Origin of the sequence: Paenibacillus xerothermodurans (assembly GCF_002220865.2) — a bacterium.
Classification (GTDB): domain Bacteria; phylum Bacillota; class Bacilli; order Paenibacillales; family NBRC-103111; genus Paenibacillus_S; species Paenibacillus_S xerothermodurans.
The window spans coordinates 58162-73791 of sequence record NZ_NHRJ02000005.1 but is presented as its reverse complement, the minus strand read 5'-3'; the positions used below and the strand labels follow the sequence as shown (position 1 = coordinate 73791).

The following is a 15630-nucleotide window of genomic DNA, read 5'->3' as shown; positions in this document are numbered from 1 at the left end:
CTGAGGTTTAGGAAAAAATCTTTATCAACCAAGGCGCGAAGCCTAGTGTGACGAATGCGGTCACCATCATGGCAATGCTGGAGATCGTGCCGGCCACCGCGCCGAATTCAAAAGCTTTGGCTGTTCCCGCGGCATGCGCGCTTGTGCCGAACAGGACGCCGCGTGCGATGTCACCTTGGATTCTGAACATTTTAACGACCACGGGACCGAGTATCATTCCAGTGAGACCTGTGATCATGACGAAAACTGCGGTAATGTTGGGAATGCCGCCAAGCCCATCCGAGATAACCATAGCTATCGGCGTTGTTGCAGACCGCGGCGCCAGACTCTCCATAATCTCTGTACTCAGGTGCAGCCGTTCAGCGAACCACACCGAAGTGACAAAAGCCACCACCGCGCCGCTGCAGACACTGGTCAGGATAACGGCTGCATGCTTTTTGAACACGGCAAAATTTTTGTATAAAGGCACTGCAAGAGCGACAGTTGCGGGACCGATCATCTCGGTTAACCACTGACTGCCGGCGTTGTACGTTTCATACGGTATATGAAAACATTCTATCAGCGCGATGACGGCGATCGGTGTCACCAATAGAGGCGTCAAGTAAACTCGGGGAACAACCCGATACAGCCGCTTGGCCAGCCAATAGATGAGTATGGTTCCAATCAGACAACTCAGCGCTAGTATCATCCTGCGCTCATCTCCTTGGATTTGGCAAGCCTTTGTGCGATCAACCCGGCACAGACCATCACTATGATCGAGCTCGCCGCAATTACGAGGAGAATACGGGGACCGCTGCTTAACATCAAACTTTTATATTGAACCACTCCGACAGCGGATGGTATGAAAAATAGCAGCATCTCGGCAATCAGCCATTTGGCTCCGAAATCAACCCAGCTCAGCCGGATGATTTTGGCTTGCAGCAAAGCGAACACCACGATGATGCCCAGAATGCTGCCCGGAATCGGCAAATGGAAGTAATCGGCCAAGAAATTCATCAGCTTCGACACGATAATGAACGAGATGATCTGCACTGTTGTTATAACCCATGTTTTCATTATCGATAGCTCCTTTCAAAAGATTAGTGTACAACACATTCTGTCATAGGTAAAATGAATAGATAGAATAAATATAATTCCAAACGTCTATAGTTGGAGGCCGACATGGATATCAGACATATGCAGTATGTGGTGGAAGTCGCGCGGTTCGGCAGCTTTACCAAAGCCGCAGAAGCGCTGCATATCACGCAGCCGACCATTAGCAAAATGGTGAAAAACCTGGAGGACGAATTAGGGGTGGAGGTTTTTATCCGACATGGCAAAAAGGTGGAGCTGACCGACGCAGGACATGTTATAATGCAGCATGCCCAACATATCTCGAATTCGTTTGAGAATTTGACGTCGGAGCTGAACGATTTAACCCATTTCAGGAAGGGGCGGATCCGGATCGGTTTGCCGCCCATGGCGGGAGCGAATTTTTTTCCGGGCGTGATGAGCCGGTTCAGAGAGCAGTACCCCGGCTTGATTATACAGCTGGTGGAGGACGGCTCCAAAAAAATCGAAGCCCAGGTAGCGAGCGGCGCCTTGGATATGGGCGTAGTGCTGCTTCCTGCCAATGCGCAGGTGTTCGAGTCATTTCCTTTTGTATATGAAAGTTTGCAGCTGCTTGTACATCCCTCACATCCGTTGGCCGGACGCAAGGAGGCGGCGCTCTCTGAGCTATCGGAGGATGCATTTATTTTATTTCGCGAGGACTTCGCTTTGCATGACAGAATTATAGCGGAGTGTATACGGGCCGGCTTCAAGCCCCGGGTGTTATACGAGAGCTCACAGTGGGATTTCATCAGCGAGATGGTGGCGGCTAATCTGGGGGTTGCGATGCTGCCCGAGACGATATGCGCGACGTTGGATCCTGAGCGCGTGTGTGTGCTGTCTTTGGTGGATCCAATCATTCCTTGGCAGCTCGCGATGATTTGGCGGAAAGACGGCTACCTCTCCTTCGCGGCACGGGAATGGATCCGGTTTACGAAAGGAATGTTAGCGGACAGGCATAACGCAGCAGTCGATACGCGCTGACCAGTGGGTCAGTATAGCTAAACATAGCTCCAACACGGGTGGACAAAACTGCAAAGACCCAGCCGCAATCGGCTGAGCATCCGGTCATGTTTTCCGGCTCTTAGCCATTCGCAGGGCTGGGTCTGTCGTTATTTAACTAGCACGAGATGCGATGTCTGTCAATCGGTATAAAGTTAGGACCTGGTTACCGATGCTTCTTCGTCGCGGGGACTGTGTACCGCCACGTGCTTTACTTCGACCAGTTGATAATCCGGGTACTCGCGCGCCGCTTTACGCGTGGCGTGGTCTATGTCCATGGCCTTAATCACGGCTTGATACCCAGCTCCGGCCCGGTCTTGCAAATTAAGCTCGAATTGCTGCAGCGTATTGTGCACGACTGCGACTTCGGCCTCGTCGATGCCAAAATATTGCCTGCTCTTATGCATAATCCGCCGGAGCTCCTCTAACTGACCATTATAACAGCTCAGCTGCTCCATACTTTCTTTTTGTGTTCTAAGCAGCTCAATCTCTTCCGCGCGCTCCCGCACGTCCGCCAAAAATTCGATGATTTGCTCCCGCAGCGCTGTCGTCATACGAATCACCCTCCGTTTGACTGTAATGTTAGTTCTTACCCGTGCCGGGTTCGCCTGAAACGACACGGAACGTCACGTGCGCACCATCTCGCCGTCAGCCGTACAGCCTGCGTGGAGCGGCGGTTTGCCTTGACTTTTAGGCACCTCGTCACTACAATTCGTAGTGTAATATGGTTGATAGGTTGCTGTTTTTACTGACAACAAAGATGCATTCGTGCGCGCCGTTTTTTCTGCTGCGTTCGAAGCAGACATCATTCTTATTCTCATTTTGATAGAAAAGGGAGAGGACAAGTTGAAACAAGTGAGTGCAAACAAAGCCAGCTACAAAGAGCAGCGCAGGCTTGAAGCGGTGAAGCAGCGGAGAACGAGCCGGATTCTGATGTGGAGCACAGTGGCGTTCGTGGCAGCCGTGATAGCTGCGCTAATTATCTTTAGTCCGAAGGCAGCTCCTACGGAGATGCCGTACGACAAGCTTCCGGTACTGGGGAATAAGAATGCGCCTGTCAAAATTGTCGAGCTAGGCGACTACAAATGCCCAACGTGCCAATACTTTAGCCAACAAGTGGCGCCGCAGTTAAAAAAGGAGTACATCGACACCGGCATTGCCTCGTTGCACTTTATGAATCTTACTATTTTAGGGCCAGACTCCAATACGGCAGCGTTGGCTGGGCAAGCGGTTTACCACCAGAACAATGATGCCTTCTGGAAATATTACGACGCCGTATACAAAAATCAAGGTGACGAGCGCACACAATGGGCCACGCCGGAGTTTTTAACGGACTTGGCGCGCCGGGAAGCGCTGCCCATCGATTATGATCTATTGAAGCAGGATATTCTATCAAAGAAATACCAGAGTGAGGTAGACGAGCAGAATGCATTTGCCAGACAAAATCAGGTGACCACCACGCCGACGGTGTTCGTTAACGGCAAGAAGCTGGATGGGTTCGACTACAATTCGCTGAAAGCTGCGATTGAAGAAGCCCGAAAGGGTGAGTAACGGTGAACCGGATTGCATACACGGTGAAGCAGTACAGCCTGTACCTGGCATGGGCGGTGTCGCTCGCCGCTGTCGCAGGCAGTTTGTATTTCAGCGAGGTCATGCTGTTTGAGCCGTGCAAGCTGTGCTGGTTCCAGCGCATATTCATGTACCCTCTGGTAATTCTACTTGGCATGGCCTGTTACAGAGACGATCGGCGGCTCGCGCCGTACCTCCTGCCGATGAGTATCATTGGAGGCTGCATTGCTCTGTATCACTATCTGGAGCAAAAGATTCCGGCGTTAGCCGAGCTGCTGCCCTGCACCATAGGCGTCCCGTGCAACGGCCAATATATTAACTGGTTCGGTTTTATTACCATTCCTTTCTTGGCGTTGGTCGCGTTTGTTTTCATCACTTGTCTTTTATGGATCAACTCGCAGGAGCTGGAGGCGGGCGCAGACGACGAGTGAAAAGCGCAATAAACAGATTGAAGAGACAAGCTGGCTCGGAGCGAGTTACTGGAAGCGAACACGCCGTATGGTTGCGGCAATGCCCATTCTCTCTTGTGCAGGATATGTTACATGGTGCCATGAATACCGGATCCCTGCTTACGCTGGGGTCTTTTTCATGTTTAACTCCGGGGGTGCTAGGTTAAATACATAGTGCTTCAGAAAAAACTTATGAGGAGTGATTGAACATGGCACGTGACAATCAGGACAAAATGAGTAGAGAAGAAGCAGGACGTATGGGCGGCGAAGCTACGGCTGAGTCGCATGACAAGGAATTTTACCAAGAGATAGGCCGCAAAGGCGGAGAGGCTACGGCTGAGTCGCATGACAAGGAATTTTACCAGGAAATAGGCCGAAAAGGTGGAGAGGCCACGTCCGAATCGCATGACAGGGAATTTTACCAAGAAATAGGCCGCAAAGGCGGCGAATCACGTGATGATAACGGCAGCAGTGGTAATGACGGTAAAATGAGTCGTGAGGAGGCCGGCCGCAAGGGCGGACAAGCCCGGGCGCGTCAGCGGAATAACGATTAAACTGGATAAATAGCGCAGCAGCCGCCGGACTCATTCCGGCGGCTATTTTATGTGTGCCTGGGCGGAGTGGACGTATCATACCGATACCTTGGGAGAAGCGAAGAACCGGGTGATCGCAAAAGATGCCGCCCCGAGCAGCGTGGACCGGCCTCGCAGTGCGCTGAATTCAATCTCGAGGCCGGCCCGCGTCAACGGCAGCGACCGCTGCTGTATACACTGTAAAATCGGAGGCAGCAGCCACTGCTTCAATGCAACCATACTTCCGCCAATAATGATCTGCTCCGGATTGAAAGTATTGATCACGTTAATGAGTCCCACGCCCAGATAGTATCCCGTTTGATCAAGCAAAGCTGCTGCCTCAGGGTTGTCCTGTTCCGCGAGCCGGGCCAGTGCAGCGACATCCGTCGGACGCCCCGGCAACATCTGCGCCTGCTGAAGCATCGCTTGCTCTGAGGCGTAGAGCTCCCAACACCCCACATTGCCGCAGCGGCATGCCCTGCCGTTGAACTCGATGGAGGTATGCCCGATCTCACCGGAGAAGCCGGACACACCCCGGTACAACTGGCCGTTAATAATAACGCCCGTGCCGATCCCGCTGCTCACGCTGACGTAGATGAGGTGGGAGGTGTTCACGCCAGCCCCGAACTCCTTTTCGCCCAGTGCGCCTGCATTCGCCTCGTTGTCGATCACTACCGGCAGCCGGAAATGCTCTTCGATTCGAGCCCGCAAAGGCACTCCTTCCCAGCCGAGGTTAGGCGCGAACAGAACATGGCCTCGCTCGTCTGCGATGCCGGGAATGCCGATGCCTATGCCTACAATACCATATGGGCCATCCGGCGCTCGCCCACGCATTTCCTCAATGCAGCCAATAAGCCGGTGAATAACCGCGTCGACGGAATCGTTGCTGTGTGCCGCTTCAGTGTGCTCCACAATGTGCCCGGCTAAATCGGTGAGCACAGCTGATATATGCCCAACGCCAAGTTCAACGCCCACCGCGTAACCGGCTGTGTGATTAAAGAGAAGCATCATCGGCTTACGGCCTCCGCTGGAAGCGCCCTCGCCAATCTCCTGCACCAGCCGGCTGTCGATCAGCTCATGGACCAAGGTGCTGACAGTAGCTTTGGTGAGTCCCGTTATCTCCGCGATTTTTGCCCGGGATATTGGAGCGTGCTTTTTTACGTGCTCAAGAACAATCGATTTATTGATTTGCTTCATCAAATTTAAATCGCCTGTTTGTGTCATGTCGTCCCCCGCGTAAAAAATTAGCAAAACTCGATTTCCGGTGTCGTTTCACAGATTGATAAATTGTAGCATGAAACCGGAGAACACGCATCGCCGGAAAAGTTAGTTTAATCGATTTACAAACTTTTTATTGGATGCTATTCTAAGGTTACAATCATGAATCCGCAACAACGAATAACTCATTGGAGGGACGAATATGAGCTATTTCGGCCAACTGCCGCAGATTCAATTCGAGGGCAAACAATCTACGAATCCATTAGCATTCAAGTTTTATAACCCCGATCAGGTGGTGCTCGGCAAAACGATGCGGCAGCACTTGCGCTTCGCGGTTGCCTATTGGCATTCATTTACTGGAACAGGCGCGGACCCGTTTGGTGCGGGTACCAATGTGCGGGGCTGGGACCGCTTCAGCGGTATGGATCAGGCTAAAGCCCGTGTCGAAGCATGCTTCGAGCTGTTGCAGATTCTCGATGTGGACTATTTTTGTTTTCACGATCGTGACATCGCGCCGGAGGGAGACACACTGCAGGAAACCAACAGCAATCTCGACGCCATCGTAGAATTGATTGGGCAGCACATGAAAGCTACCGGTAAGAAATTGTTGTGGAATACGGCAAACATGTTCACTCACCCGCGTTTTGTGCATGGTGCGGCGACAACCAGCAACGCAAATGTATACGCTTACGCAGGGGCGCAGGTGAAAAAGGCGCTTGAGCACGGGAAACTGTTAGGTGCGGAAAATTATGTGTTCTGGGGCGGCCGTGAAGGTTATGAATCGCTGCTCAACACGGATTTGGGCCTGGAGCTGGATAACCTCGCCAGATTCCTGCACATGGCGGTGGATTACGCTAAGGAGATCGGTTTTGACGCACAGTTCCTCATCGAACCGAAGCCAAAAGAGCCCACCAAGCACCAATACGACTTTGACGCAGCAACAACATTGTCATTCCTGCAAAAGTATGACCTTCTGCCCCATTTCAAGCTGAATATCGAAGCGAATCATGCGACGCTTGCAGGCCACACCTTCGAGCACGAGCTGCGCCTCGCCCGGGTGAACGGTGTGCTTGGTTCGATCGACGCGAATCAGGGTGACACGCTGCTTGGTTGGGATACCGACGAATTTCCAACCGACCTATATTCCACTTCACTCGCTATGTATGAAATTCTCAAAAACGACGGAGGGATTGGACGCGGGGGCGTGAATTTCGATGCCAAGGTGCGGCGCACGTCCTTTGAGCCTGTTGATCTGATTTACGCGCACATTGCGGGGATGGATGCTTTTGCAAGAGGGATGGAGGTGGCCGCCAAGCTGATTGAGGACCGTGTGTTCGAGCAGATTCTGGATGAGCGCTATGCTACGTTCAAGAGCGGTATCGGCGCTGACATTGTAGCGGGCACAGCGAACTTCCATACATTGGAGGCATACGCTCTGCAAAATCAATCTTATGAGCTCCAATCGGGCCATCTGGAACGGATAAAATCCGTCGTCAATCAGTATATTATCAACGCATAACAGATGTGGTGGCGCACCACGTATTTTCACTTTCTTTTTATGCGGCAGTTTTTCGCCAGGCTAACGTTTCCGCCGAGGTCGAAGCTCAGAGTGTCAAGAACATGCCCACTGGAATAGCGAAGAAATACTTCACAGGTGTGGGTATCCTGTTACGGCCGCTATCGCTCCCGCAGAGGATACCCACTACCCGTATATTCTCGTTATCCCATTCGCCAGGCATTTGCGGGCCAAGCTCAGCTTCCACCATTGTGGAAGCTTTTTTGTTTTCTTGTGCTCGCGCGAAGACCAATATGGCGTGCCGAAGTACGGCACACGGAGAGCTCATGAGAACGCTATCATGAGATAGGCAAAGTATGAGAACGCTCTGTGGATGCTACGCCAGAGAAAGCCACGCTCGCTCCTTATGCCATTCCACATGCACCGGCGCTTCAAAAAAATCCGTTAAGCAAGCGCTGTCCAAAATCTCCCGGCTACTCCCGCTGTGTACGACTTCGCCGCGCCGGATCAGAATGGTATGGGAGAAAATCGGCAGTATTTCTTCAGTGTGATGTGTGACATACAGCATATTCGGCGCATCGGGCTCGGACGCCAGCAGATTGATGCTCGACAGAAGCGCCTCCTTGGACAAAAAATCCAAGCCATTGCACGGTTCGTCTAAGATTAGCAGCTGAGGCGAGGCCATCAAGGCGCGGGCGATCAGCAGCTTTTGTTTTTCGCCCTGCGAGCACGTTTGATAGGTCCGGCCTATCAGGTGGGTGCAGCGCAGCTGCTCGATCAGCTTCGAGGCCAGCTCGCGGTCTGCGGGTGCAGGCTCGTCGTACAAGCCTATGGTCGCATATTTACCGCTCAGCACCACATCCTCTGTCAGGCTGCTGCCATACAGCTTTTCCTGCAGGGAGCTGCTCACCCAGCCGATCGATTTACGCAGCTCTCTTAAATCGAACGTGCCGAACTGATGGCCCAGAACGCTAATTTTTCCCTCGGTCGGCCAGATGTATCCGTTGATCATGTTGAGCAGTGTTGTTTTGCCTGAGCCGTTAAGTCCAAGCATCGCCCAATGTTCGCCTTTTTCAACCCTCCAATTAACACGGTTGAGCAGTGTGGTCCGGTCGCGTCTCCAAGACACGCTGCTCATATCGATGACGGTTGCCATGCGGGAACTCCTCCTACAGCTTAGTTTACCGCTTTGCCGCACTCGGCTAGGACTTCTTCATAAGGCAGGCTTCCTCCGAAAATATCCAATGCGCTGCCGATCGTGATGTCCAGCTTACCTCCGGTCAGACGGCGGAATATCTGCAAATCGTCGATGGATCGGGCGCCCCCTGCATACGTGGTTGGAATCGTCACTAATTGGGCGAGATGGCGCACAAGGCTCTCCTGGATGCCTGCTCGTTTGCCCTCTACATCCACAGCATGGATCAGAAACTCGCTGCAGTATGCTTCAAGAAACCGCAGGTTCGTTTCATCTACTTCGAAGTCACTTATCGTCTTCCACTGGTTGGTGGCTACGAACCATTTACCGTCATGCGCTTTGCAGCTCAAGTCGATGACCAGCCGGTCAGTGCCGACTTCGGACACGATTTTATCCAGATGCTGCACGCTCAGCCGCCCGTCACGAAAGATATATGAAGTAACAATGACGTGCGAGGCCCCTTTTTCCAAGTAGTACGCTGCATTGTCCGCCGTAATGCCACCGCCTACGTGCAGGCCGCCCGGATACGCTTGAAGGGCTTGTGCCGCCGCTTCCTCGTTGCCGGGACCGAGCATGATTACATGTCCGCCGGGAAGACCGTCACGTTGAAACATTTTTGCATAATGGGCGGGGTCATGCTCCGAAACGAAATTCTCAATCACATCCGCAGTATCTGTACTGAGCGTTGAGCCTACGATTTGCTTCACTTTGCCTTGGTGCAGGTCGATGCAAGGTCTGAATTTCATGAAATGTGGTCTCCTATAATCAGATTCAGCTTCTTATACAATAGAATAGCACAAAATGTGTACGTTTTTGAGGTCTGACATAAACTACGAATTAAGAGCCGAGGCTGGGCGGCGTGGGAGGAATTGCTGGTGGTCTGCTTTTGCAATAATCTGTCGTACAATGATACAATAACAAACAATCAAAACCCAGCAGGCAGAGCGATAGCATAAAAAGGGATGTACAAAAACGGCGGTCCTGGATGGACGTCGTTGTTTTTTGGTTATACAGAGTTGTTTTGTGCCACACTTCGTTACGAAAAGCCGCAGCAATAGAAGGGAGTGAATGCGGTATGGACTTGCGGAAAATGCGTTTAGACGATACAACCAATGCTTATTCAAGTGAAGAACGCGACGAATATGAAAAAGACTACGCACGGCTCGTGCAATCTCCGGCTTTCCGCCGGCTGCAGGGGAAATCCCAGCTGTTCGGAGCAGGGTCAGGGGATTATTACCGGACTCGGTTGACACACTCATTGGAGGTCTCCCAGGTGGCCCGTGAGGTCGCACGCCGATTGCAAAAGACGTATGGGTTTCTGGCGCGCAAGGAGCATCCGGGACTGATGATTGACCCAACGGTGGTCGAATGTGCCGCACTGGGGCACGATCTTGGACATCCGCCTTTTGGGCACAAGGGAGAGGAAGTGCTCAACCAGCTGCTGTCGGCTGAGCACGGACTGGCGTATGAAGGTAACGCCCAGAACTTCCGAATCCTCATGTTTCTGGAAAAGCGCGCGGGCAGCGAAAGCGGCCTGGATTTGACCGCAGCTGTGCTGCTCGGTATTAATAAATATCCGTATTCTCTCGGGGAGGAAGGGCGAATCAAGGGCGTATATCCGATGGAATGGGAAGGGATACAGTATTTGCGCGACGCGTGGAACATGCCGAAGGGCTGCGCTACGTTGGAAGCGCAATTGATGGACTTGTCCGATGACATCGCCTATTCCACACACGATATCGAGGACGGTATCCGGTCGGGGAAAATCCAGATGAACCGCACCTTCTTTGAGGATAAACGGCTTGTTGACCAACTGATCCAAGAAATAGTCGAAGACCAAGGCAATGTTGCGGTGGGCTGGGATCAGGTGAATCTGCAGGAAATGGTTCGTCAGGTGCTGGCCGATTACTTGGAGCAGTGGGAGACAATTTACGCTGAATGCGATAATGAAGCGTCTCGCACAAGACGGGAGATGAAAGCGCGTTGGGTCAGCCGCTTCGCCAACCGTGTCGGTATCATCGACGATCCTGAGACCGGCTGGAAGCGGGTGACCTTCGTCGACGGCGACGAGCAGGATTTACATCTACTCAGGACGATGGAAATATTGAAAAAGCTGGCCTGGGTTACGTTAATCAAGGATTTTCGTGTGCAGCGGCTGCAAAAGCGCAGTGAGATCATGCTGCACCGGCTGTGGGACACCTTTAAGGTGTACGAGACAGGAAGACTCATTCTGCCGCCGGATTGGATTGAAAGCTACGAGCAGAACAAAAGCACGTGGAGCTGGGAGCGAATGGTCGCTGATTATATCGCCGGCATGACCGATGCATACGCGGAAAAGGTGTATCTAGAGCTGTTTGCAAACAAATCCGGTTCGATATATGAGATGGATTAAACCGCAGCCGCCACGGGCTGCATAACTTAGCGTACCGCCGCCAATTCTATGCAGTAGAAAGGTGGTGGCCGTTGTGCAGCAGGACAAGCAGGCAGCGCAGAAGCAGAGCGGGCGGCAGCAGGATGGGCAGCGTGCCGAGGGTGCGCAGGATGCGGTATATACGAGCGGAAGGCAGACTATGAGCTCTGTGTCGGGCGCGCGGCAGGGCGCGGATAATCGAAACGAGCAGGATCATCACGAGCCGACGCTGGCGCCGACAATGGACACCCATAACCCGCTGGAGGAGAAAGCTACCCCGGAGGAGATCCGCCAAGGCGAGTATACTATGGTCACCCGTCTGTATTTGGATCGCACGCCGGATGATTAAAGCATCTATCGTTTTCAATAAGTAAAAGACGCTCCATGCCGGTTGTGGTTAGGCGCAGCACTTGCAGCGAAATATGAAGTGTATCACTCGACTAAAGACTCTTGAGTCAGCCGCGTATGGTGCGGCTGCTGAAGCGTCTTTTTTTGCTGCGCTCCGCGAGCTGCACCGCCATCTATCCGCAGCACCGGGCATAGACTAGAAGGGAAAACGCGGCTTAGCCGCTCCCCGAAAGGAGGTACTGTGTTTATGGATCGCACGGAAGTATTCGCTCAGCTGCAACGGCTGCCGGAGCAGTTGAGAGAGGCCGAGTTGGCCTATTACGGGGCGCTCGGCCGATTGGAGGATGCGAAGCTTGCATTGCACGCTAAGGAGTGCGAGCTGTTTAATCTGGGCATTATCAAGGGAAAGAATGAACAGATACGGGATGCCGAGGTGTGGCAGCATACCCATGAGTTAAAAAGAATGGTCATTAAGGCAAAGCTGGAGGTGGATCAAACGAAAAGCGAGTATCACTACTTGAAAAACAAGCAGGATAACGTGCAGCTCATCGCCCAGCTGTTGCTGCAGCTGCAATAAGGGCGGCACAGCGGCCTGGCGCAGCTATCGGGCATTTTGTCCTGGCAAGCGATGGGAATGTCGGCCGCAATGCGTTCACACGCGGGCAAGGGGCTCACACACCGCGCCGTCTACCCACAATTATCGCCAATGAACATGGAAACGGACACCGTTTGCTAAAAGCAGGCGAATTGATCGATTCGCCGCAGATCCAAGCCGAAATACAGCCAGACGCCAACTGCACCATAGCCGTGCCAGCGGTAGCCGGCAATGGAACGGCGGCCGACGAAGGTCAGGTAAATCCAATACTGTTGACCGTTGTCCTGCCAGATATACACGTAACGGTAGAGGCAGCGGCGAATACTGCCTGGATCGACCGCATACGCACCGACCTGCGGCTGGGAGGGCACGAATGAGGGGGGCGGGGATCCGGGGGCACCCGGCGGCTGCCCGCCCGGAGCTCCACCTGGCGGAAATCCACCAACGCCTCCTGGCGGAAAGCCGCCCGGAGCTCCACCTGGCGGAAATCCACCAACGCCTCCTGGCGGAAAGCCGACGCCACCTCCCGGCGGAAAGCCAGCGCCACCTCCCGGCACTGGGGCGGGACTGTAGCCTCGCGCTGCACCGCGCAGCGGTGAAGGATACAACTCTGCTGCGGTTGACCTGGTTGAGCTGGATGTGGTGCTACCGCTGCTCCCATCGTTAGATCTCATTTGCTGTTTACCCATAGAGAAATCCATCTCCCTTTGATTTCGATTGAAAGGTTGAACGGCTAACCCATGTACGATTGTGTCGCGGTCAGCCCATACCACCAATATATGTGCCTGACGCCTACGCCTTATGGGCGGCTGCCCATGCGATGAATATTTTCTGGGAAATAATATGCCGAACTACTTGCGGGAAAGGCCGTTCTTTCAGCTTAGCAGCCAAGGTGTTACACCAGAAACATAGCGACAATCGTGGTTACGCCGAGACCCAGGACGACTGGCTTCAGGTTACGGCGCGCCAACTCGAACGGATCCACACCACAGATAGCGGCGGCGGGAATGAGCGCCCACGGGACGAGCGTGCCGCCGCCGACCCATATAGCGGCCACCTGTCCCAGTGCCGTCAAGGTTGCCGTACCCGAGCCGATGGCGGCGGCGAACATTGTGGCAATAGAGCCGGTCAGAGAGATGCCCGAAAAACCGGATCCGTCCAGCCCGGTGATAGCTCCAACCGCTGTGAGGGTCATCGCGCCGACGGCTTCGTTGACCGGCACTGTATGGGCCAAAGCAAGCCCGAGATCGTTGACAAGGCCATGGGAGCCTGCCGGCAGCACTTTGCCAAAGATCGTGTCAAATGCGGAGTCTCCTAAGTAGAAAAACGCGGCAATAGGGATGACGGGGCCAAAAATTTTAAAACCAAATTGAAATCCTTCCACCAGGTACCGCGTTGCCTGTTCCAAGCTGCCCTGCCTGTTTGTCGTCAACGTGATGATCAGCATAATGATCAAAGCAGTACCGCCAACTAGCGCCGTGGCGTCGCCGCCCTGCAGATTCAGTGCGAACATGACGGCCACATCGGCCATGAACAATAAGGGAATGAGCACTGCAAAAAAGATGCGAGTTCCCCGTCCCAAGCTTTGGCCCGCACCCGTCGCCGTCCGGCTCAGCCCCCCGCCTGATCCGTGGGCGCCCACAGCCTCGCCACAGGCCCGAACGCCTCCCACCGCCCCGGTGTCCCGAGAGAGCTGAGCGTTGCCGGTGCCCCCAGCAGGCTGACCACCGCCTGTGGCCCCCGCGGATGCGGCATCCGGGGAGCGCCGAACGCCTCTGATCGTTCCAGTGCCCCCAGCGAGCTGACCACCGCCTGCGGCCCCCGCGGATGCGGCGTCCCGAGAGAGCTGACCATCGCCTGCGGCCCCCGCGGATGCGGCGTCCCGAGAGAGCTGAGCATCGCCGGTGGCCCCTGAGGAGCTAGCGCTCTCGGAGCCGTCTGAATCCGCGGCCCCCGCGGATAGTGCTTCCGGCCGCAGCTTGCCGGTACGCATGTCGCGCCGGAGCAGCCAGAAGCTGCTGCATGTGGTCACCACGCCCATCACCAACACCAACGGGATGCTGGCCTGCAGTACGTCGCCCACCGGAATGCCGGCGGCGTCTGCGGTCAGCTTGGGCGCTCCTTGTATAATGTAATCGCCGGACAGAGCGATGCCGTGGCCGAATAAATTCATGGCCGCAGCCGCACCCACAGGCGGCAAACCGATCCTTACCGCCACCGGCAGGAGCAGAGCCCCGACCAACGCAACGGCGGGAGACGGCCAGAAGAACAAGGAGATGATCATCATGAGGATGCCGATCAGCCAATAGGCCAGGGCAGGTGTGCGAATCAAGCGGGCGAAGGGGGCGATCATCGTTTCGTTGATGCCGTTGACAGTGAGTGCTCTGGCCATGGCAGCGATGATGGAGATAATCAGTATGGTGCCGAGCAGTTCTTTCATCGCGTAAATAAAACTGAAAAACAGTCCACTGACCGCTTGGTACAGCGATAATGTCGCCAGCAGCCCCAGTATAAAGATACCCGCGATGCAAACAATGGCGGTATCCCTACGCATTATCATGAATGCGATAATTAAGAGAATGAACAACAAGTACACCCAGTGCAGCGAAACCAGCATAACTGCCATAAACACTTCCCCTCCTTGGGCGTTCGCCTAAGCGATTCCGTACAATACCTTATGCACACGCCGACGGATGGTGAGAGCAGCGGGGGAATACCGCAGCGGTGCGGGCTGTGACCACGGCAATTAACAAAAATAAAAGACCTTCATAACCCACAGCGGGGATGAAGGTCTCTATCGATTAGTTTTATGCTTTTGAAAATTGGCAAAGCCGCAGTTAAATCGTTTGCAGAACAAACTTTTCGACCACGTGCTTCACGCCGTCCTCGTTATTACTGTACGTCACGTAATCCGCGATCTCCTTGAGCGAATCGACGGCATTGCCCATTGCTACGCCAAGGCCTGCGGCTTCAATCATTTCGTGATCATTCCAACTGTCTCCGATCGCAATAACCTGAGACATATCGTACCCAAAGTGGGTGGCCAAATAACGAAGCGCGTCCCCCTTGTTGCCTTCACGGTGCATGATCTCCAGGAAATGGGGCTTCGATTTGGTGAGGTGCACCTGATGACCGATTTCTGCTCGCAGTTCTACAGCTACCTGATCGAGCTTATCGGGATCGTCGATAATCAGCAGTTTGCTGGACGGCTTATCCGCAAGTTCACTGAATTCCGGATACACGGTATAAGGAATTTTGGAGAGCGCCGCATATGCTTCAATTTTCTCGTTTTTCTCTTTAGCATATAAGACATCATTGAAATATGTTTGCAAGTGTAGTCCATTGCGTTCGCAATAGTCAAAAACAAACCGTGCCGCCTCCGTCGGCACGGCACGCTCGTACAACGTGCTGCCATCCAGCAAGTTTTTAATCAGAGATCCCTGATAGCTTATCAGCGGCACATTGAGCTCGAGCTGCGCGGCCAACTGTTTGGCTGACGCATACATACGTCCGGTCGCGAGCGTCACCGTTACTCCGTGGGCGATGGCCTGCGCCAGCGCTTTTTTCGTGCCTTCGCTTATTTCTTTGTCATCGTTAATCAGTGTGTCATCGATGTCGATAGCGAGCATTTTATACATCAGTTCAACCACTCCTATTGTTATGTCTA

Annotated in this window: 17 protein-coding genes; 8 read left to right on the top strand and 9 right to left on the bottom strand. The window is 53.7% G+C overall.

The annotated features are described in order from the left end of the window. Positions 1-7 precede the first annotated feature (7 nt). Both CBW46_RS11230 and CBW46_RS11225 read right to left on the bottom strand, forming a co-directional pair. The gene (locus tag CBW46_RS11230; RefSeq protein WP_089200105.1) at positions 8-688 is read right to left on the bottom strand and encodes an LrgB family protein; all 681 of its coding nucleotides are present in this window, start codon (positions 686-688) and stop codon (positions 8-10) included. Further along, positions 685-1056: a CidA/LrgA family holin-like protein gene (locus CBW46_RS11225; protein WP_089200104.1), complete on the bottom strand. Its 372-nt coding sequence runs from the start codon at positions 1054-1056 to the stop codon at positions 685-687. Before CBW46_RS11225 ends, CBW46_RS11230 begins: the two co-directional genes overlap by 4 nt. Before the next feature lie 105 nt (positions 1057-1161). On the opposite strand from CBW46_RS11225, the gene cidR reads away from it, so the two are divergent. Continuing rightward, the gene (gene cidR, locus CBW46_RS11220) at positions 1162-2073 is read left to right on the top strand and encodes a cidABC operon transcriptional activator CidR (protein ID WP_089200103.1); all 912 of its coding nucleotides are present in this window, start codon (positions 1162-1164) and stop codon (positions 2071-2073) included. 173 nt (positions 2074-2246) lie between these two features. On the opposite strand, the gene CBW46_RS11215 is transcribed toward cidR, so the two are convergent. Then, positions 2247-2645 carry a hypothetical protein gene (locus CBW46_RS11215; RefSeq protein ID WP_089200102.1) on the bottom strand — a complete coding sequence of 133 codons (399 nt, stop codon included), beginning with the start codon at positions 2643-2645 and terminating at the stop codon, positions 2247-2249. Positions 2646-2946: 301 nt separating this feature from the next. Here CBW46_RS11215 and CBW46_RS11210 point away from each other — a divergent pair, with 301 nt between their 5' ends. From CBW46_RS11210 to CBW46_RS11200, 3 genes are all read left to right on the top strand, one after another. Then, on the top strand, positions 2947-3642 hold the full coding sequence (locus CBW46_RS11210; RefSeq protein WP_243633281.1) for a DsbA family protein: 696 nt from the start codon (positions 2947-2949) through the stop codon (positions 3640-3642). Between the two features lie 2 nt (positions 3643-3644). Beyond that, positions 3645-4091, top strand: a complete 447-nt coding sequence (locus CBW46_RS11205; protein ID WP_424446295.1) for a disulfide oxidoreductase — start codon at positions 3645-3647, stop codon at positions 4089-4091. A 227-nt stretch (positions 4092-4318) separates the two neighbouring features. Further along, positions 4319-4663 (top strand): KGG domain-containing protein, encoded by a 345-nt coding sequence (locus CBW46_RS11200; protein ID WP_089200101.1) that lies wholly within the window; start codon positions 4319-4321, stop codon positions 4661-4663. A gap of 75 nt (positions 4664-4738) precedes the next feature. Here the strand turns inward: CBW46_RS11200 and CBW46_RS11195 are convergent, their stop codons facing one another. Continuing rightward, positions 4739-5905 carry an ROK family transcriptional regulator gene (locus CBW46_RS11195; protein WP_089200100.1) on the bottom strand — a complete coding sequence of 389 codons (1167 nt, stop codon included), beginning with the start codon at positions 5903-5905 and terminating at the stop codon, positions 4739-4741. Positions 5906-6101: 196 nt separating this feature from the next. On the opposite strand from CBW46_RS11195, the gene xylA reads away from it, so the two are divergent. Continuing rightward, a complete protein-coding gene (gene xylA / locus CBW46_RS11190; RefSeq protein WP_089200099.1) occupies positions 6102-7418 on the top strand; it encodes a xylose isomerase in 1317 nt (438 codons plus the stop codon). Positions 7419-7791: 373 nt separating this feature from the next. Here xylA and CBW46_RS11185 read toward each other — a convergent pair whose 3' ends face one another. Both CBW46_RS11185 and hisA read right to left on the bottom strand, forming a co-directional pair. Further along, positions 7792-8571, bottom strand: coding sequence for an ABC transporter ATP-binding protein (locus tag CBW46_RS11185; RefSeq protein ID WP_089200098.1), 780 nt, complete (start codon positions 8569-8571; stop codon positions 7792-7794). 20 nt (positions 8572-8591) lie between these two features. Continuing rightward, on the bottom strand, positions 8592-9356 hold the full coding sequence (gene hisA / locus CBW46_RS11180; RefSeq protein WP_089200097.1) for a phosphoribosylformimino-5-aminoimidazole carboxamide ribotide isomerase: 765 nt from the start codon (positions 9354-9356) through the stop codon (positions 8592-8594). Between the two features lie 329 nt (positions 9357-9685). Between hisA and CBW46_RS11175 the strand changes: the two genes are divergently transcribed. The 3 genes from CBW46_RS11175 (at position 9686) to CBW46_RS11165 (ending at position 11945) form a co-directional block, all read left to right on the top strand. Further along, positions 9686-11002: a deoxyguanosinetriphosphate triphosphohydrolase family protein gene (locus CBW46_RS11175; protein ID WP_089200096.1), complete on the top strand. Its 1317-nt coding sequence runs from the start codon at positions 9686-9688 to the stop codon at positions 11000-11002. Between the two features lie 178 nt (positions 11003-11180). Continuing rightward, positions 11181-11369 carry a hypothetical protein gene (locus CBW46_RS11170; protein WP_089200233.1) on the top strand — a complete coding sequence of 63 codons (189 nt, stop codon included), beginning with the start codon at positions 11181-11183 and terminating at the stop codon, positions 11367-11369. A 246-nt stretch (positions 11370-11615) separates the two neighbouring features. Beyond that, positions 11616-11945 (top strand): hypothetical protein, encoded by a 330-nt coding sequence (locus tag CBW46_RS11165; RefSeq protein WP_089200095.1) that lies wholly within the window; start codon positions 11616-11618, stop codon positions 11943-11945. A gap of 155 nt (positions 11946-12100) precedes the next feature. On the opposite strand, the gene CBW46_RS11160 is transcribed toward CBW46_RS11165, so the two are convergent. The 3 genes from CBW46_RS11160 to CBW46_RS11145 form a co-directional block, all read right to left on the bottom strand. After that, on the bottom strand, positions 12101-12652 hold the full coding sequence (locus tag CBW46_RS11160; protein WP_165842273.1) for a hypothetical protein: 552 nt from the start codon (positions 12650-12652) through the stop codon (positions 12101-12103). A gap of 206 nt (positions 12653-12858) precedes the next feature. After that, on the bottom strand, positions 12859-14589 hold the full coding sequence (locus tag CBW46_RS21775; RefSeq protein ID WP_243633266.1) for a hypothetical protein: 1731 nt from the start codon (positions 14587-14589) through the stop codon (positions 12859-12861). 211 nt (positions 14590-14800) lie between these two features. Then, the gene (locus tag CBW46_RS11145) at positions 14801-15601 is read right to left on the bottom strand and encodes a Cof-type HAD-IIB family hydrolase (RefSeq protein WP_089200094.1); all 801 of its coding nucleotides are present in this window, start codon (positions 15599-15601) and stop codon (positions 14801-14803) included. Positions 15602-15630 lie beyond the last annotated feature (29 nt).